Annotated in this window: 14 protein-coding genes; 7 read left to right on the top strand and 7 right to left on the bottom strand. The window is 70.8% G+C overall.

Annotated features, from left to right (window positions below; translation table 11 throughout):
• The 3 genes from ACZ7OH_RS31155 to ACZ7OH_RS31165 all read right to left on the bottom strand — a co-directional run.
• Positions 1-589: cyclic nucleotide-binding domain-containing protein (locus tag ACZ7OH_RS31155; RefSeq protein WP_470284087.1), on the bottom strand; the 589-nt coding region annotated here is incomplete at its 3' end.
• Positions 586-750, bottom strand: coding sequence for a hypothetical protein (locus ACZ7OH_RS31160; protein WP_470284088.1), 165 nt, complete (start codon positions 748-750; stop codon positions 586-588). The genes ACZ7OH_RS31155 and ACZ7OH_RS31160, both read right to left, overlap by 4 nt.
• Complete coding sequence (locus ACZ7OH_RS31165; protein WP_470284089.1) at positions 750-2,153, bottom strand: family 2B encapsulin nanocompartment shell protein; 1,404 nt, start codon at positions 2,151-2,153, stop codon at positions 750-752. Before ACZ7OH_RS31165 ends, ACZ7OH_RS31160 begins: the two co-directional genes overlap by 1 nt.
• Positions 2,154-2,564: 411 nt before the next feature.
• On the opposite strand from ACZ7OH_RS31165, the gene ACZ7OH_RS31170 reads away from it, so the two are divergent.
• The 3 genes from ACZ7OH_RS31170 (at position 2,565) to ACZ7OH_RS31180 (ending at position 6,276) form a co-directional block, all read left to right on the top strand.
• The gene (locus tag ACZ7OH_RS31170) at positions 2,565-3,329 is read left to right on the top strand and encodes a bestrophin-like domain (protein WP_470284090.1); all 765 of its coding nucleotides are present in this window, start codon (positions 2,565-2,567) and stop codon (positions 3,327-3,329) included.
• A complete protein-coding gene (locus ACZ7OH_RS31175) occupies positions 3,326-4,603 on the top strand; it encodes a DUF6923 family protein (RefSeq protein ID WP_470284091.1) in 1,278 nt (425 codons plus the stop codon). The genes ACZ7OH_RS31170 and ACZ7OH_RS31175 overlap by 4 nt, the downstream gene beginning before the upstream one ends.
• A gap of 110 nt (positions 4,604-4,713) precedes the next feature.
• Positions 4,714-6,276 (top strand): esterase-like activity of phytase family protein, encoded by a 1,563-nt coding sequence (locus tag ACZ7OH_RS31180; RefSeq protein ID WP_470284092.1) that lies wholly within the window; start codon positions 4,714-4,716, stop codon positions 6,274-6,276.
• Here the strand turns inward: ACZ7OH_RS31180 and ACZ7OH_RS31185 are convergent.
• The gene (locus tag ACZ7OH_RS31185; protein WP_470284093.1) at positions 6,273-7,295 is read right to left on the bottom strand and encodes an autoinducer 2 ABC transporter substrate-binding protein; all 1,023 of its coding nucleotides are present in this window, start codon (positions 7,293-7,295) and stop codon (positions 6,273-6,275) included. The genes ACZ7OH_RS31180 and ACZ7OH_RS31185 overlap by 4 nt on opposite strands.
• 261 nt (positions 7,296-7,556) lie before the next feature.
• Between ACZ7OH_RS31185 and ACZ7OH_RS31190 the strand changes: the two genes are divergently transcribed.
• The gene (locus ACZ7OH_RS31190; RefSeq protein ID WP_470284094.1) at positions 7,557-8,012 is read left to right on the top strand and encodes a DUF4396 domain-containing protein; all 456 of its coding nucleotides are present in this window, start codon (positions 7,557-7,559) and stop codon (positions 8,010-8,012) included.
• A 36-nt stretch (positions 8,013-8,048) separates the two neighbouring features.
• Here ACZ7OH_RS31190 and ACZ7OH_RS31195 read toward each other — a convergent pair whose 3' ends face one another.
• The 3 genes from ACZ7OH_RS31195 to ACZ7OH_RS31205 all read right to left on the bottom strand — a co-directional run bounded on the left by ACZ7OH_RS31195 (position 8,049) and on the right by ACZ7OH_RS31205 (position 13,767).
• Positions 8,049-9,284, bottom strand: coding sequence for a glycoside hydrolase family protein (locus tag ACZ7OH_RS31195; RefSeq protein ID WP_470284095.1), 1,236 nt, complete (start codon positions 9,282-9,284; stop codon positions 8,049-8,051).
• Between the two features lie 247 nt (positions 9,285-9,531).
• The gene (locus ACZ7OH_RS31200) at positions 9,532-10,746 is read right to left on the bottom strand and encodes a hypothetical protein (RefSeq protein WP_470284096.1); all 1,215 of its coding nucleotides are present in this window, start codon (positions 10,744-10,746) and stop codon (positions 9,532-9,534) included.
• 87 nt (positions 10,747-10,833) lie between these two features.
• A complete protein-coding gene (locus ACZ7OH_RS31205) occupies positions 10,834-13,767 on the bottom strand; it encodes an AfsR/SARP family transcriptional regulator (RefSeq protein ID WP_470284097.1) in 2,934 nt (977 codons plus the stop codon).
• Positions 13,768-13,879: 112 nt separating this feature from the next.
• On the opposite strand from ACZ7OH_RS31205, the gene ACZ7OH_RS31210 reads away from it, so the two are divergent.
• From ACZ7OH_RS31210 to ACZ7OH_RS31220, 3 genes are all read left to right on the top strand, one after another.
• Positions 13,880-14,443 (top strand): hypothetical protein, encoded by a 564-nt coding sequence (locus ACZ7OH_RS31210; RefSeq protein ID WP_470284098.1) that lies wholly within the window; start codon positions 13,880-13,882, stop codon positions 14,441-14,443.
• Positions 14,444-14,475: 32 nt separating this feature from the next.
• The gene (locus tag ACZ7OH_RS31215; protein ID WP_470284099.1) at positions 14,476-16,065 is read left to right on the top strand and encodes an alkaline phosphatase D family protein; all 1,590 of its coding nucleotides are present in this window, start codon (positions 14,476-14,478) and stop codon (positions 16,063-16,065) included.
• A gap of 372 nt (positions 16,066-16,437) precedes the next feature.
• Positions 16,438-17,919 carry a glycoside hydrolase family 28 protein gene (locus ACZ7OH_RS31220; RefSeq protein WP_470284100.1) on the top strand — a complete coding sequence of 494 codons (1,482 nt, stop codon included), beginning with the start codon at positions 16,438-16,440 and terminating at the stop codon, positions 17,917-17,919.
• Positions 17,920-17,942 lie beyond the last annotated feature (23 nt).

Here is a 17,942-nt window from a genome sequence, read left to right on the forward strand (position 1 = left end):
GCGGTTCGGACCGGCCGTTGAGGCGGGCGTAGGCGTCGGCGGGCAGGACGAGCGCGATGACGCGGGTGGCGGCGCGGGCGGTGAAGGGCCAGGTGGCGTCGTTGCGGGTGAGGAGTTCGGCGCCGAAGTGGTCGCCGTCGGTGATCGTGCCGAGGGTGACGTCGTCGCCGTATTCGCCGCGGCCGTGCTGGGTGACTTTGCCGTGCGCGAGGAGGAACAGGGTGTCCAGGGGTGTGCCGGCGTCGGCGATGGTGGCGCCGGGTTCGTATTCGCGTTGCTCGAACGCGTCGGCCAGTGCGGCCAGTGCGGTTTCGTCGGCGAAGCCGCGCAGGAGTTCGAGTTCGGTGAGTTCGGCGGGGACGACGTGGACGCGGGTGCCGGTGGTGTAGAAGGAGACTTTGCCGTCGCCGATTGTGTAGGTGAGGCGGCGGTTGACGCGGTAGCTGCCGGCGGGGACGTCGACCCAGGGGAGCTGGGTGAGTAGCCAGCGGGTGGTGATGCCGCGCATCTGCGGCGGGGTTTTGGTCGTGGTGGTCAGCGTCCGCGCGGCTCTGACGCCCAGCGACAGCTGTTCTTCGGTGACGGTCAAGGGTTCACGCGCCGATCGGGTTCGGGTGCGGCGGGCCGGGGCACGACGCGGGCGGCGGCGGTGCCGAGCCCGGTCGGCCCGAACACCGACGGCGGCAGGCCGGGCCCGGGCCGCGGCGGTTCCGCGTCGGGCTTGCGGGGCGGGGTCGCCGGTTCCGCCATCACGCCTCCCGGCCGAGTTCGACGCTTTCCAGCACCGCCAACGCGTCCGGCACCAGCACCGCCGCCGAGTAATACACCGACACCAGATACGAGATGATCGCTTGTTCGCTGATGCCCATGAACCGCACGTTCAGCCCCGGCTGGTACTCATCCGGCAGTCCGGTCTGGTGCAGCCCGACCACGCCCTGGGCTTGTTCGCCGGTGCGCATGAGCAGGATGGAGCTGGTGCGGGTGTCGGAGACGGGGATCTTGTTGCACGGCAGGATCGGCACCCCCCGCCACGCCGGGACGTGGTGCCCGCCGAGGTCGACCGCGTCGGGATACAGCCCGGCTTTGGTGCATTCCCGGCCGAACGCGGCGATCGTTTTGGGGTGGGCGAGGAACACGGCGGGGTCTTTCCAGACCAGGGCGAGCAGTTCGTCGAGGTCGTCGGGGGTGGGTGGGCCGGTGCGGGTGGGGATGCGCTGGGCGAAGTCGGCGTTGTGCAGCAGCCCGAACCCGGGGTTGTTGATCAGTTCGTGTTCCTGGCGTTCCCGCAGTGCCTCGACGGTGAGCCGGAGTTGTTGTTCGATCTGGTTCATCGGCTGGTTGTAGAGGTCGGCCACCCGGGAGTGGACGCGGAGGACGGTTTGGGCGACGGAGAGTTCGTATTCCCGGGGTTGGGCGTCGTAGTCGACGAAGGTGCCGGGCAGGGTGGGTTCGCCGTCGTGGCCGGAGGCGAGGGAGATTTCGGCTTCGCCGTGGTCGTTGCGGGCGGTGGCGTCGTCGGCGATGTAGGCGTCGAGGTGGGTTTGCAGGGTGTCGGAGCGGGCGAGGACGTCGTCGAAGGCGGGGCGGGGGAGGGTCAGGACGGTGCAGGTGGTGACGGCTTTGGCGGTGAATTCCCAGATCCCGTCGCGCTGGATGAGGGTGTGGTCGCCGAAGTAGTCGCCGTCGGCGAGGGTGCCCAGGACGGTGTGGTCGCCGTAGGCGCCGGTGCCGGTTTTGGTGATTTTGCCGTGGGCGATGAGGAAGACCTGGTCGGCGGGGGAGCCGAATTCGACGAGGGCGTCGCCGGGGTGGTAGGTGTGCTGGGTGAAGCGGGCGGCGAGTTCGGTGAGGACGTCGTCGTCGTCGTAGCCGCGTAGGGGGGCGAGTTCGCCGAGTTCGGGTGGGATGACGCGGACGTCGGTGCCGGTGGTGGTGAAGGTGACGCGGCCGTCGCCGACGGAGTAGGAGAGGCGGCGGTTGACGCGGTAGGCGCCTCCGGAGACTTCGACCCAGGGGAGGATCTTGAGCAGCCAGCGGGAGGAGATGCCTTGCATCTGGGGGACCGACTTGGTCGTGGTGGCCAGGGTGCGGGCCGCGGCCCGGCCGAGGCTCTGTGGTGCCTGGTCGGTGTCCACCGGGTCGGTGACGGTCACAGCGAAAACCACCCCATCATTCGGAAGCCGGAATTGCCCGAGACTGGCAACGAAGAATCAACATAGCAACGGCGTCCGCGCGCACAATGACACGATCGAGTCAGCGGCGCGATCACCCGGTTGCTTTCCGGCCATTTCGGGCACTTTCCCGTGTCGGGCTCCGACTGTTCATCACCCGCCGTCCGCGGCCGTCACCCGGTCGTGAAAATCCTTGCGCATAAGGGGAATCGGCCGTCGCGATGGGGAGCCGCGACGGCCACCCCGGCGCCGGTCGACTGCGCCGAACCGGCTATGGTCGCGGCCTGGGTGAGGCCATTCGGATGAACCGAACAATTCCTGGTTGTCCGTCCGGAAATGGGTGGCTAACTTGAGCGATCCGGCGGTGGGTCGGGCGGGTGCGAAAGGACGTGGATGAACATCTTCGTGGCCGGCGGGCTCTGGGTGGCAGGCGCGGCCGTCGTCGGGGGCGTGATCGCGTACCTGGTCCGCCGGTTCGGCTGGGACGAGGGGCGCCCCGACAACAACGACGCGGCGGGCCAGGTGTTCACCATCGTCGGCGGGCTGCACGCGGTGCTGGTCGCGTTCGTGCTCATCTCGCTGTTCGACTCGGTCGGCTCGGCGAGCCAGGACGCGCAGACCGAAGCGGACAGCCTGGTCGCGGCGACGTGGGCGGCCGACGCGCTGCCGGCCGAGACGAAGGACCGCGTGCACCAGCTCGCCGTCGCCTACGCGCAGACCGTCGAGAAGCAGGAGTGGCCGCGGCTGGCCGACGGCGGCGAGATCGCCGCCACGGGCTGGACGCAGCTGGACCAGATGCGCCAGGCCGTCGCGGCCGCCGAAGTCGACGGCGACTGGCAGATCGACCGCAAGACCGAGGCCAGCAACCAGCTCTGGGCGGTCTACCAGGCCCGCACGCAGCGGCTGAACAACGCGGGCGGCGGCGGGGTCGGCGCGGTCGTCTGGTTCGCGCTGATCCTCGGCAGCCTGATCACCGCGATCCTGCTGCCCAACCTGTTCGGCGGCACGCGGCTGGCCGCGCACATCATCATCGTCTCGACGCTGGCCGGCACGATCACGTTGCTGCTGTTCGCGATCTACCAGCTGCAGAACCCGTTCAGCGGGGGCGCGAAGGTGCCGGCGGAGGCCTTCAGCGGCGCGCTGGACCGGCTGGCTTGACCGGCACGCGGGCCCGCTGGGCGGCGATGCTCGGCGCGGCGGCGGCGGTCTCGGCGGTGCTGGCGGCGACGGGCTGGCTCGCGCCCTCGCGGCATCCGGCCGCCGCCCAGGAGCCGAGCGAGTGCACGATCCTGCAGGCGGAGAACGAACGCGAAGGCGCGCCGACGACGTTGCGGCTGCTGTCCCTGCCCAGCGGGACCACGAAACGCCTGACCCAGGCCGGGTACTGGATCAACGCGATGGGCTACTCGGCGTCGCAGGACGTCGTCTACGGCGTCGCCGACGGGACGCGCCGAGGGCGGTACGACCACGGTTCGCACGCGGTCCGGATCGACGCGTCGGGGGCGGTGACGGACCTCGGCGTGGTCGGCCGCGCGGGCGCGCAGCGTCCGGTGTGGAGCCAGGTCACCGGCGCGACGGCCGGCGCGGTCGCCGGAAACCGCTGGTACGTCCGGCAGGACAGCGATCTGTACACAGTGGACATCGACCCGGCGTCGGCGGACTACGTGCGGGTGGTGCACCGGACGGCGCTGCGGCCGGTGTCGCTCGCGGTGGGCGTGGACGACTTCGCGTACGACTCGGCTTCCGGTCTGCTGTACGGGGTGTCGACGACTTCGCGCGGCGACAGTTCGGTGGTGACGCTGGACCCGTCGACCGGGAAGGTCGAGGTGGTGCCGGGGCTGCGGTTCCCGCGCGGGGGAGCGTACGGATCGGTCGTGCTGGCGCCGGACGCGATCTACGCGACGGCGAACCGGGTCGGGCGCCGGAGCGTGACGTACCGGCTGCCCCGGGACGGCTCGGGCCCGGCGGTCGAGGTGGCGACCGGGCCGGCGTTGGTGAGCGGGGACGCGGCGGGGTGCCTCGCCGAGGCGCCACCGCCACCGCCCCCACCGCCGCCTCCCACGACCATCGCGGAGTCGCCGGAACCCACGACGTCGCCGCCGTCCTCGAGCACACCGTCGCCCGAGCCGCCACCGTCGTCGTCGCCTGAGCCGCCACCGCCGTCGCAGCCGCCGCCGGTGGAGCAACCGGCGGCGGTGGCCCCGACCCCGACGCCCACCCCCACTCCGACGCCGGCAGCCACGCCGGCGCCGAGGGCCGTGGAGCCGCCCGCGCCGCCGTCGAAGTGGCACGCGCAGCCGACGAAGAAGCCGGCGCCGGTGGTCCAGGACACGGCGGTGCGCGTCGGGAAGCAACGCCGCTGGGGCTTGACGGCCCTGATCCTGGTCCTGGGCGGCGGCGCGGCCGCGGCCCACGCCCGACGGCACCGCTGACCCCGCCGGCACCGTTAACGCCCTGGTCGTCTCGAAGCCAGCCGATGTCCACTTCGGCCACGAAGACTCCTCCTCCGGCGCGGTCCACGCGCCGGAGGAGGAGAAACGGGATGAAGCGGGTAACGATCGCCCTGGTCGCCGGGGTGCTGGCCCTGCCACTGGCCGCCGGTCCGGCGGAAGCGCACGACCGCGGGCCGCGGGCCCACGACGACCACCTGCGGACCAAGGCCGGGCGGACCCTGACCGCGGACGTGCTCCGCAACGACCGCGGCACCGCCGTCGTCCGGCACACCGCCGCCGCGCACGGGACCGTCGACCTCGGTGCCGACGGCACCCTCCACTACACGCCCGCCCCGGGCTTCACCGGCCGGGATTCCTTCACGTACACCGTTTCCGACGCCGTGAAGCTGTACCCGACCCACCTCGCGCCGCTCGCCACGATCGGCGGCGTGGCGATCACGGGCGGCGCGTACGGTTCCGCGCTCACCCCCGTCCCCGGCGAGAAGGACGAGGTCTACGGCCTCACCGACCGCGGCCCCAACGTCGACGCGCCCGGCGGCGGCAAGATCGAACCGCTGCCCGCCTTCACCCCGGCCATCGGGAAGTTCCGGCTCCACGACGGGAAAGCCGTGCTGGAGAAGGCCATCCCGCTGCGCGCCGCGGACGGCACCCCGTACAACGGCCAGGTCAGCCCGCTCGCCGACACCGGCGAGAAGATCGTCGACCTGAACGGGAACGTCCTGCCGAAGTCCGCGAACGGCTACGACTCCGAAGGCCTGGTCGCGCAGAAGGACGGGACCTTCTGGGTCTCCGACGAATACGGCCCCTTCATCACCCACTTCGGCCGCGACGGCCGCGCGATCGAGCGCCTCTCGCCGTTCGACGGCTCGCTGCCGGCCGAGCTGAAGTACCGCGTGCCGAACAAGGGCATGGAAGGCCTCGCGCTGACCCCGGACGGCCGGACGCTCGTCGGCGTCATGCAGTCCGCGCTGCAGCAGCCCGACCTGACGAAGAAGCCGGGCAACGTCACCACGCTGCGGATCGTCACAGTCGACCTGCGGACCCGCGCCACCCACGAGTACCTCTACCTGCTCGACGACCCGGCCACCACGAGCACCGCGGTCAGCGAGATCACCGCGCTCTCGGCCACGCGCTTCCTCGTCGACGAACGCGACGGCAAGCCGGAACCGGGCGCGTACAAGAAGCTGTACGAGATCGACCTGACCGGCGCCACCGACGTCGGCCCGCAGGCCGCGGGGTACGACGCCGCGAAGGGCGGCGTGCTGGTCGGCGGCAAGAGCATCGACGCCTACGTCGGCAAGGACAGCACCGCCGACGCGACGAAGGACCTCGCCGCGGCCGGGATCACGCCGGTGAGCAAGAAGCTGTACCTGGACCTCGGCGCCCTGGTCACCGGCCTGGACCCGAGCGGCGGCTTCTTCGGGCACGACAAGGTCGAAGGCGTCGCGACGACCGACGGCGGCCGCACGCTCGTGATCAGCAACGACAACGACTTCGGCATCGACGGCGTCACCAACGCCGCGCCGCCGTACGCGCTGCACCCGAAGACGCTGCCGGACGGCCGCCAGGACGACGGCGAGTACCTCGCGGTCGACACGACCAAGCTCCCCGCGGCGACGAGCACCGCGACGGTGACGATCGACGTGCGCTAGTACTTGAACTGGTCGACGTTGTCGGCGGTGATGAGCAGCGGATCGCCCAGCAGGACGGTCTTCGACGCGGCGTCGTACTTCACCGCCGGCAACTCCAGGCTCACCTTGTTGACCGGCTGGAGCGCCTTGCCGTCGGCGATCTGCTTCGCCGTCCACGCGGTCAGGTAGCCCAGCGACTCGACGTTCCACAGCACCGACTGCGAGCACGAGCCGTCGAGCAGGTACGGCTTGATCGCCTGCGGCGTCCCGACACCGACGGTGAACACCTGCCCGATCTTCTGCTGCTCGCGCACGGCCTTCGCGACGCCGGGCGCGGACGTCGTGCACTCGCCGACCAGGCCGGTGAGGTCCGGGTGGCGGGCCATCAGCTCCTTGGCGAGGTTCGTCGCGTTGTCCTGGTCCTCACCCGCGTACAGCGTCTCGACGAGCCGGGCCTTCGGGTAGTGCTCGGCCGCGTACTCCTTCTGGACCGAGATCCAGGTGTTGAGGTTCGCCGCGGCCGGTCCGCACGAGACGATCGCGTACTCGCCGGTGCTGCCGGTCCGCTTCATCAGCGCGTCGGTGAGCGCGGTGCCGATGCCCGCGGCGGTGGCCTGGTTGACGAACACCTCGCGCTGCGTGCCCGGCGCGTCGGTGTCCGAGGTGAGCACGTGGATGCCCTTCGCGCGGGCCTCGGCGATCACCGGCGCCAGCGCGGCGGGGTCGTTCGGCGCGACGACGATGACGTCGGTCTTCTTGGCGATCAGGTCGCGCACGATGCGCACCTGCTCGTCGGGGTCGACGGTCTTGGGGCCGACCGTGGACCACTGCACGCCCAGCTGCTTGGCCGCTTCGAGCCCGCCGGTGTTCATGGCCTGGAAGTACGGGATTCCGTCGACCTTCGGCACGAACGCGATCCGCGTCGGCGCCGGCCCGGGCGTGTTGCCCAGCTGTTCCGAGCAGCCCCCGAGCGCGAGCGCTGCACCCAGCAGCAGCGTCGCGACCAGCCGGAACGTCTTCGTCGGCCCTCGCATCCCCACCCAATCCTCAGGACTTTCGATCGGTCTGCGCACGGTGGAGACCAAGGGGGAAGGTAGGGCCCCGCGTAACGGTGGTCAACGGGATGTGCGCAAAGGGTTACGGAAGTGAGTTCTACCTCGTGGCTTTCTGGCGGAAGTTCGCTGGTCCGGCGGTGTCGGCTACCCCGAGTGACACCGCGCGTGTCGATCCGTGTCCGCGCGTGTCGCATTGTGGCGTGCGAGACACGTGCGTAGATACCCCGTGAGGGTATGGTCACCGGCATGAACGAACAGCACGGAGCTTCGTGGGCGACAGCGATCCAGGCGACCCTGCACTGCCTGACCGGCTGTGCGATCGGTGAGGTGCTCGGCATGGTCCTCGGCACGGCGTTCGGCCTGCACAACGCGACGACCGTCGTCCTGTCGATCGTCCTCGCGTTCGTCTTCGGCTACGGCCTGACCATGCGGGGTGTGCTGAAGTCGGGGCTGGCCCCGGCGGCGGCGTTCAAGGTCGCGCTGGCCGCGGACACCGTGTCGATCGCGGTCATGGAGCTGATCGACAACACGGTCGTCGTGGCGATCCCGGGGGCGATGGACGCCGGCCTCGCCGATTCCCTCTTCTGGCTGGCGCTGGTGCTCTCGCTGGCGATCGCGTTCGTCGTCACCGTGCCGGTGAACAGGTGGATGATCGGGCGCGGCCTCGGCCACGCGAAGGTGCACGCGCACCACCAGCACTGACGGTCCGGGGAGGTGGCGGCCTCCCCGGTCAGGGGGTCAGACGCTCGACAGGTCGACGGCGCGGTCGACCTTCGCCCGGTCGAGCACCCGCAGGATGCCCTCCAGCAGGTAGTAGTCGGCGTAGGGGAGCGACACCTCGATGCCGTCCTCGGCCGGCCGGTTGCGGGTGCAGCGCGCGACGCTCGCCTCGGCCCGCGCCGACTTCGTCGTCAGGCACGTCTGCGAGGTCGCCGAGAGGATGCGCAGGGCGGCGTCGCGGTACTGCGCGCGGTGCGTGAGCTCGGCGAGGTCGAGCAGGCCGCAGGCCATGACCACCCCGGCGGACGCGTCCTTGACGTCGTTCGGGGCCTGCGGCGCGAGGTAGTCCCACACCGGCACGTGGTCCGGCGTCAGGTGCGACAGCGCGAAGTCCGCCAGGCGCCGGGCCGTGGTCAGGAACTCCTTGTCGCCGGTGCGGCGGTGGATCGTCGTGAACCCGTAGACGCCCCACGCCTGCCCGCGCGACCAACACGACGTCGGGCTGTAGCCCTGCACGGTGTTCGGCCCGATCGGCGCGCCGGTGACCGGGTCGAAGTCGAAGACGTGCGGGGTCGAACCGTCCGGGCGGACGAAGTTGCGCTGCGCGGTCTTCGCGTGCGCGACGGCGATTTCGAGGTACTGCGGATCTCCGGTCTGCTTGCTCGCGAAGGCCAGCAGATCGAGGTTCATCATCGTGTCCATGATGACGCGGCCCGCGTTGTTCGGGTCGTTCAGCGCACCCCAGGCGCGGATGAACTTCCCGGCCGGGTTGTACCGCTTGATCAGCGACGACGCGGCCTGCACCGCGCCCGCCTTCCACTTTTCGTCGCCGGTGAGCCGGTAGGCGGTCACCCACGACGGGTAGAAGAGGAAACCGAGGTCGTGCGTGCCGGTGTCGTTCTGGCGCGGCGCGAGTTTCTCCGCGGACGCCAGCGCGAGGGTCTTGAATTGTTCGTCACCGCTGTGCAGCCAGGCCAGCCACAACTGGCCGGGCCAGAATCCGCCGACCCAGTCGCCATTCTGCGAATAGGTCCACTTTTCGAACTTCGTGCCGACCGGAAACGCGGTGACGCCGGGCGCCACCGCGCGGAGCTTGGAGACCGCGTAGTCGGCCGCTTGGCGGAGCGTCCGGGTAGCCGATGCCTGGTCGGAGGCATCGAGGGTGGCCGCCGAGGCGGCCATCGGGGTGCTGGCGCTCGCCGCCACCGCGGCACCGGCCGCGGTGGTCAGCAGAGTTCTCCGGGTAACGCTCACAGGTGCCCGCCATTCCGTGTGGGGAAATGCTCCAGGTTCCCGGAAGTTTTCCACAACGGACTGGCGCTTGTACACCCGGCGGATAGTCGTTCACGGTTGTGAATTCATGTCCCGATAAGCGGGATATTCGCATTGTGGTGGAACGGCGGAAAGGGCGAAGGCCCGGTGGGGGACGCCGGGCCTTCGCGTTATCGCGGGGGTGAGGGCAGTCAACCACGCGATGCTCGGGGCTCGCTCGAGCCGCGGTTCAGCAGTGGGGCGCGACCGGGAGGTCGGAACCCGTCTGCAGGTAGGTGTCGGAGACGTAGTGGCCGGGGCCGATCCGGTCCCAGATCGTGCTGGTGCCGAAGGTGCCGGTGACGCTGTCGCCGTTGGTGTAGCACTCGATGGTCACCTTGGCGTAGTTCGCCGCGAGCCCCTTGATGGCGGCCGAGGTGCTCGCGCTCGCCCGGACGTTCATCGGGTCGCCGGCGGTCTTCACCGTGCCGGTCGGGCCGGTGCCGGTCCACAGGTAGCTGACGTTCACGTAGCCGTTGTCGGACATGCCGAGGCCGTCCCAGAACACGCCGTCGGCGAGGTCGATGCCCGCCGGGTTCTGCACCGTGCGGCCGGAGTCGTCCTTCTTGTTGTTGTAGCCCTGCAGGTACGCGGCCTGCGCTTCGGGGGTGCCCTGCGGCAGGTCCTTGAACTCCGAGCGGACCGACGCCGGGTTCCAGTAGTCGTCCCGCTCGTTCCACGGGCCGATTTCCCACACCGGCGCGTACTCGCAGCGGCTGCCGTCGGTGCGGCAGACGCGGGCGGTGTAGTTGCCGGTTCCCTTGGGGGACACGGACTTCCCGGAGGGGAAGGAGACGAAGTGGTCGTGGCTGGTGATGACGTGGCCGTTGGCGGTGGTGCCCCCGACGAGGCCTTCGCGGGTCCCGTAGACCTTGTAGGTCGACGCGGCGGTGGCGGCGAGCGCGTTCACCTGCGGGGTGCTGCCGGCGCTCAGCGAGACACCGCTGACGGACGGGCGGACACCGTCGGTGTCGCTGTGCAGGCCGATGCGCACCTGCACGGAGCTGACGCTGCTCTTGAACGCCGTCCCGGCGGGCGTCCACTCGGTCCAGTCGTCGGCGCCGGTGCGGCCGCGGACGTCGACCTCGACCGAGGTGCCCTTCGGCGTGTCGGCGGTCAGCTGCGCGTCGACGCGGTTGGCGGGCGTGCCGAGCGCGTGCTCGGCGGTGATGAGGCTGCCTTCGCTGCCCGCGAAGACGCGCGCGGTTCTGTGCCACGCGGCGTCGGCTAGGGTCAGCGTCCCGCCCGCGCCGGTGACGTTGACGTCGTCGCTGTCCACGGTGGACAGGTTGGCGGTCCAGCTGGCGCTGGTGGCGGCCTGGGCGGGGGCTCCGGCCAGCGCCGTCACCGCCCCGGCGGCCAGGACCGCCGCGGTCACGCGGCCGGCCTTCATGATCCGGATCATCCCCGGTTCTCCTCTCGCACTCGTTCACTCGAACGTGGCGAAAGGTTGACCGGGTGGCGTACATGATCCGTACAAGCAGGTTGTGCGTCAGGCCGAAACTATGTGCGGCCGCTCCTCGACCGGGTCCACGGCCTCCGGTGGCCGCGACGAAAGCTCCCGCCAAATGGCCAAAGCCCGCTCCGAATAGTCCCGAGACCGCTCCGGCTGCGACAACGCCCGGTGCAGCTCACCGAGCAACTGCGAAACCTCGGCCTCCGACCGCCGGTCCCCGTTGCGGCGGTGCACCGACAGCGAGTTCACCAACAGCAGCTGCGCGTGCGCGAAATCCCCGCTGTGCAGGCACAGCTCGCCGAGGTTCTGGTTCGCGTACCCCACGCAGTGGTCGTCGCCCAGTTCGGTGAAGATCGCGATCGCCTGGTCGACGTGCTCGCGGGCCGCCGCCAGGTTGCCCTGGTGCTGGAACAGCAAGCCCAGCCTCTTGTACGCGTGGGCCTCGCGGTGGCGGTCGCCGATCGCCGCCGACAGCTCCAGTGCGTCCGTGAACCAGCGCTTCGCCGCCGCGTAGCAGCCGCGCGACATCCAGACCGCTCCCGCGCCCAGCCGCGCCACCGCTTCGCCGTTCGGGTCGCCTTCCTCCGCGAACAGCTTCAGTGCCTCGTGGCAGTGGTCCAGCGCCAGGTCGTCCTCGCCGTCGATGCGCAGGATCGTCGCCAGCCCGGTCAGCGCGATCGCCACGCCCTGGGCGTCGCCGACCCGCTCGAACAGCGCCTTCGACTCCGCGAACGCCACCCGCGAACCGGCGTATTCGTCCTGGTAGAGCAGGTACTGGCCGCGGTTGCGCTGCACGATCGCCTCCGCGCGCAGCGACCCCGTCCGGCGGGCCGCCTCGAGCGCGATCGTGTGCGTGCTCTGCCAGTCGTCCTGGTGGCCGCGCAGGTCGAAGTACGGCGTCAGCGCCGACGCCAGCTGCCACGCGAGGTCGTCGAAGCCGTGCGAAGCGGCCAGCGAAACCGCCGCGACGCTCGTGTGCCGCTCGGCCGCGAACCACGCCGCCGGGTCGTCCGGCAGCACGTCCGCGGGTACCTGCGGCTGGGGCAGCTCGTCGTCGCGGTACATGCCGAAGAAGTGCAACGGCATCCGCCCCGCGGCTTCCAACGCCAGCGCGAGGTAGCCCTCCAAAACCCGCCGGAGGCCGGCACGCGTCTTCGCCGCGTCACTCTGCTCCGCCAGCTCCACGGCGTACACGCGCAGCAAGTCGTGCAGCCGATAGCGCGGCTGCCCGGCCGAATCCGACCCGACCAGCTCGACGAGGTGGCCGTCGACCAGCACGTCGAGGACGTCTTCGGCGTCCCGGCGGCCCAGCACCGCCGCGACCGCCCACGGCGGGAACTGGACCGGCCCCAGCAGGCCGAGCCCGCGGAACGCCGTCGCCGCCGACATCGGCAGCAGGTCGTATGACAACGTCACGCTCGCGCGGACGGCGAGGTCGCCGACGCGCAGCTCGTCGAGCCGCCGGTGTTCGTCGTGCAGGCGGTCGGCCAGCAGCCGCAGCGTCCAGCCCGGCCGGTGCGTCAGCTTCGCCCCGGCCACCCGGATCGCCAGTGGCAGGTGCCCGCACTGGCGCAGGATCGCCGCCGCGCACTCCGGTTCGGCGGCCACCCGCTCGGCGCCGACGATGCCCTCCAGCAGCCGCGCACCCTCGGCCTCGGGCAACAGGTCGACGTCGACCGGCTTCGCCCCGGCGAGCCCGGGCAGCCGGATCCGGCTCGTCACCAGCACCGCGCACGCCCCGGCGCCCGGCAGCAGCGGACGCACCTGGGCGGCGCTGCCGGCGTCGTCGAGCACGACGCACATCCGCCGCCCGGCCAGCCGTGACCGCAGCAGCGCCGAGCGCTCCGCCGGCTCCCGCGGCAGGCCGGCGTCCGGGATGCCCAGCGCGCGCAGCAGTTCGGCGAGCACGCCCATCGGCGCGCGCGGCGACGACGACGTGCCGGCCAGGTCGACGTGCAGCTGCCCGTCGGGGAAGTCGTCGCGGACGGCGTGCGCGACCCGCACCGCGAGCGCCGACTTCCCGACGCCGGGCGCGCCGGAGAGCACGACGACGGACGGCGTGCCGGAGTCCGCGCGCTCGCGCAGCAGGCCGACGACCTCGCCCAGCACGTCGTCGCGGCCGGTGAAGTCCGGCAGGTCCAGCGGCAGCTGGCAGACCGGGACGAACTCCGCCGCGCGCACGGCGGGCGCGGTTTCGGAGACCAAAGTCGCCCGCAGTTCGCGCAGCCGCGCGCCGGGTTCGGCGGCGAGCTCTTCGCGCAGGACGCGCTCGGCGGATTCGTAGGCCTCGACGGCGTCCGCGGTCCGCCCGGCCGCGCGCAACGCGACGATCAGCTGCGCCCACAGCTCTTCGCGCAGCGGGTGCTCGGTGACCAGCCCGCGCAGCTCGGCGACGGCCTCGCCGCCGCGGCCGAGGTCGATCCGCGCGCGCAGGCGCTGTTCCTGGACGGACAGGCGGAGTTCGGTGAGCCGGGCGACGGTCGCGCCCCAGCTGTGGTCGTGCGGCAGTCCTTCGAGGACTTCGCCGCGCCACAGCGCGTCGGCCCGGTCGAGGAGCTTGAGAGCGCTCTCGGCGTCGGCGCGGTCGAGCGCTTCCCGCGCTTCACCCGCCAAGGCCGTGAAGGCGAGGTGGTCCAGTTCTTCCGGCGACGCGGTCAGCAGGTAGCCGGAGGCCCGGCTGCTGATCCGGTCGCCCAGGTCGGCGTCGATCTCGGCGAACCGTCTTCGCAGCGAATGGACGTACGTCCGGATGTTCGCCGCGGCCGAGCGCGGCGCCGATTCCGGCCACAGCACCTCGACCAGCACGTCGGCGGACACGACGACGTTCGGCTGCAGCGCCAGCGCGGCCAGCAGCAGCCGGGGCTTCGGCCCGCCGAGCGGGATCACCCGCCCGGAAGCGGTGACCTCCAGCGGTCCGAGGACGCGGATGGTAAGCGAGGTGGCCTCAACCTGCCCGATGAGTTCCCCCATGACCGGATGCTATGGCCCGTTCGACCCCATGGGCTAGATCCATTCGGAGTGTCTGCGCAGGCCCGTGGGCGGTTTGTACGAGTCGTGTACGAGCCCCGGTCACGCTCCCGCCGTGAAGCGTTCGAACCTCCGGCGTACGGCCGGTCCAGGGATCGTGCTCGCGGCGGTCGGCGCGCTCGCGGTGGGTGGCGCGCTCGAGGCAGGAGCGTTGCCGGCCGCCGCGACCGGCGCCGTCAAGACCGCGGGTGACCCCCTCAACGTCCGCCGGGCGCCCACCGCGAGCGCCACGGCCGTCAAGACCGTCGCGAACGGCGCGTCCGTGACCATCGACTGCCAGACGACCGGCACGTCGGTGACCGGGACCTACGGCACGGGCACGTTGTGGGACTACGTGCCCGCGCTCGGCGGGTACATCTCGGACACCTACGTCTACACCGGCTCCGACCAGCGGGTCGCGCCCGACTGCGGGGTCGGCTCGGGCAGCGGCCAGTGCGCCAGCGCGTGCGCCGGGGCGTTCTACGTCTGGAACTCCGGCGGCGAGGGCACGAAGGTCGACAAGGCCGTGAGCGTCCCGCACGGCGGCTGGGTCTTCTACAAGGTCTGCGTCGCGAACTACACGACGGGCAAGCCGGACCTCAAGTCCTGCAGCGACGGCATCACCGACTTCGCGGCCTGACCGCGGCTCCCCTCCCCGAAAGGCTTTCCGACATGGTTCAGGTCAACCGGCGCAAGGTGCTGCTCGGCGGGCTCGCCGCGGTCACCGCCACCGCGGCGTCGGCCGCGCTGCCGTCCTGGGCGAACGCCCGCACCACCGCGGCCGCGCCTGCCATCCACGACCCCTTCCAGCTCGGCGTCGCCTCCGGCGATCCGCTCCCCGACAGCGTGGTGCTGTGGACCAGACTCGCGCCGGCGCCGCTGAACCCGGACGGCTTCGGCGGCATGCCGGACGCCACCTACGCGGTCGACTGGGAGATCGCGAACGACCAGGCGTTCACCTCGGTCGTGCAGAGCGGTTCGGCGAGCGCGGTCCGCGCGTCCGGGCACAGCGTCCACGTCGAGCCCGTCGGCCTGCAGCCGGCGCGGGAGTACTTCTACCGCTTCAAGACCGGCGGCTACACCTCCCCGGTCGGCCGCACGCGCACCGCGCCCGCCGCCGGGGCCGCGGTCAACCAGCTCAAGTACTGCTTCAGCTCCTGCCAGCACTGGGAGGAGGGCTACTACCACGCGTACAAGGGCATCGTGGCCGACGACCCGGACCTGGTGCTGTTCCTCGGCGACTACATCTACGAGAAGAAGTCGGGCCGGGCCGCGCAGGAGCGCAACCCGCGCAGCCTCGCGTTCACCGAGGACGTGACCACGCTCGCGCAGTACCGCGCCCGCCACGCCCAGCACAAGACCGACGCCGACCTGCAGGCCGCGCACGCGATCGCGCCGTGGATCGTGGTGTTCGACGACCACGAGGTGATGAACAACTGGAACGGCACCACCTCGCCCGCCACGGCCGCGCGCAAGGCCGCCGGGTTCCAGGCGTTCTACGAGAACACCCCGATCCGCTCGACGGCCAAGCCGAACGGCTCGTCGATCCAGCTGTACCGCCAGTTCGTCTGGGGCAACCTGGCCCGCTTCCACATGCTCGACACGCGCCAGTACCGCAGCGCCCAGGTCGCCGACCCGGCCGGGGACGCCGGCCCGGCCGGGGACGCCGGCCCGGCCTGCGCGGACATGCGCAGCACCTCCCGCAGCATCCTCGGCAGCACCGAGGAAGCCTGGCTGCTCAAGCAGTTCGAGTCGCACCCGACCACGTGGGACTTCCTCGGCCAGCAGGTCTTCTTCGCCACCCGGGACGGCGACGGCGACAAGGCCACCTGCGAAAGCCCCGACTCCTGGCAGGGTTACGAGGCCTCGCGCAACCGGATCCAGCAGGGCTGGGTCGACCGCAAGGTCGCCAACCCGGTCGTGCTCACCGGCGACGTCCACCGGCACTGGGCGGCCGACCTGCGGCTGGACTACTTCGACCACAGCGCCCCGGTCATCGGCTCCGAACTGGTCACGACGTCGGTCACGAGCAACAGCGACACAGCGAGCGCGCCGAGCTCGGCCTGGTACGCGAACAACCCGCACGTCAAGTACTGCAAGGGCGAGCGCGGCTACGTCCGCGTCACGACCACGCCGTCCCAGACGCGGGCCGACTTCATGACGACGTCCGACACCAGCGTCTACGACCCGGCGGCGGTCGTGATCAAGAACGACCGCAGCTACGTGGTGCAGGCGGGGCGGCCCGGCCTGCAGCAGGTATGAGACCCGGGCACCGCCGATCGGGTGTTCCCCTGCCGACGTCCGGGCCAGGGTCCGGCTGGGCCACCCGGGTCATGCCGGATTCATGGTCCGGACCATGACGAACGCACGGTTTCGCCGGGCCCGGCGAAGGTAGACTGCGGGAATCCCGAATGGACGCCGGAGCCGGCCCGGTGTCCCCGCCGCGGCGGTTTCCGGCCTCACGAACACCGGGGGGACCCGCGTCCGACTGGGGGTGGCGCGGGTCCCCCGGGCCTTGCGGAATGGTTTCGCGCCGCTTTCCCGGCGATCTTGACACCCCGCTCGCGGCGCTCGTAGGCTGAGTGCTCCGCCGTCATGCCAGCATTTCCCGTATCCATGACAAGGCGGTTCCCCGTGAAAAGATTCCTGCTCATCTCGTGCGCGGTGGCGGGACTGGTGGTGGCCGGCGCCGGCGTCACCACCGCCGCGCCCGGCGGCGTTTACGACGTCAAGGACTACGGCGCCAAGGGAAACGGGTCGACGAACGATTCCGGCGCCATCGACAAGGCGATCACGGCCGCCAACGCGGCGGGCGGCGGCACGGTCCGGTTCACCTCCGGCACCTACAAGTCGGCCAACACCGTCCACTTGAAGAGCAATGTGACGATCCAGCTCGACGCTGGCGCGACCATCTCCGGGGCGAGTGCGGACAGTTACGACAAGGCCGAAGCGAACCAGTGGGACAGCTACCAGGACTACGGCCACAGCCACTTCCACGACGCGATGTTCTACGGCGACAAGCTGACGAACATCGGGTTCACCGGCGCCGGCACGATCGACGGCGGCGGCAACCTCATCACCGGCAACCCGAAGTCCGGCCAGGCCGACAAGATCCTGTCGCTCACCCGCTGTGACGGTCTCACGCTGTCCGGGATCAAGCTGCGCCGCGGCGGGCACTTCGCGGCGCTGATCAACGGCTGCACGAACGTCGTCTCCGACCACCTGACGATCGACACGGCGAACGACCGCGACGGCTGGAACATCATCAGCACGACGAACATCACGATCACCAATGCGGCGATCGCGGCGAACGACGACGCACTCGTGTTCAAGAGCGACTACGCGCTCGGCGCGAAACTGCCGAACGGGAACGTCACGGTGAACAACGCGAAACTGTCGGCGGTGTGCTGCAACGCGCTGATGTTCGGGTCGGAGACGTGTGGTGACTTCACCGGTTACCAGTTCTCGGACATCACGATCACCGGTGCGCACAAATCGGGCCTCGGCATCGTTTCGATGGACGGCGCGAAGATTTCCGACGTGCACTACCGCAACATCACGATGTCCGGCACGTACTCGCCGATCATGATGAAGATCGGCACGCGCAAGAGGTGCGGCAACAACCCGGGCGTCGGCTCGATCAGCGGCATCACCTTCGACAACGTCACCGGCACGCACACGGGCACGAACTTCAGCCCGACGATCTGGGGTGCGGACGGCTCCCACCGCGTCTCGGACGTGACGTTCACCGGTGTCCACCTGAACGTCCCGGGTGGCAACGGGACCATGGGCACGGGCGTCCCGAGCAACAACGCCACCGACTACAACCCGAAGAGCATCGGCACGCGGCCGTCGTACGGCTGGTACGTGCACTACGGGTCGGGCATCAAGTTCGTGGACAGCTCGGTCGGGTTCGCCAAGGACGACGGCCGCCCGGCGAGCATCGTGAACAACAGCTCCGACGTGACGTTCGACCACTTCACGGCGGAGAAGGGGAGCAATAGCCCGTTCGACGTCGGCTTCCAGACGGTGACGGGCTACTGCGTCAAGAACTCGGCGACGACGTCGGGTTCGGCCCTGCGGGTGAACACCTCGGGGTCCAGCTCGAACTGCTGACACGAAGGGGCCCCGGCTCGTGA

This window comes from Amycolatopsis sp. NPDC114478, from assembly GCF_055633805.1.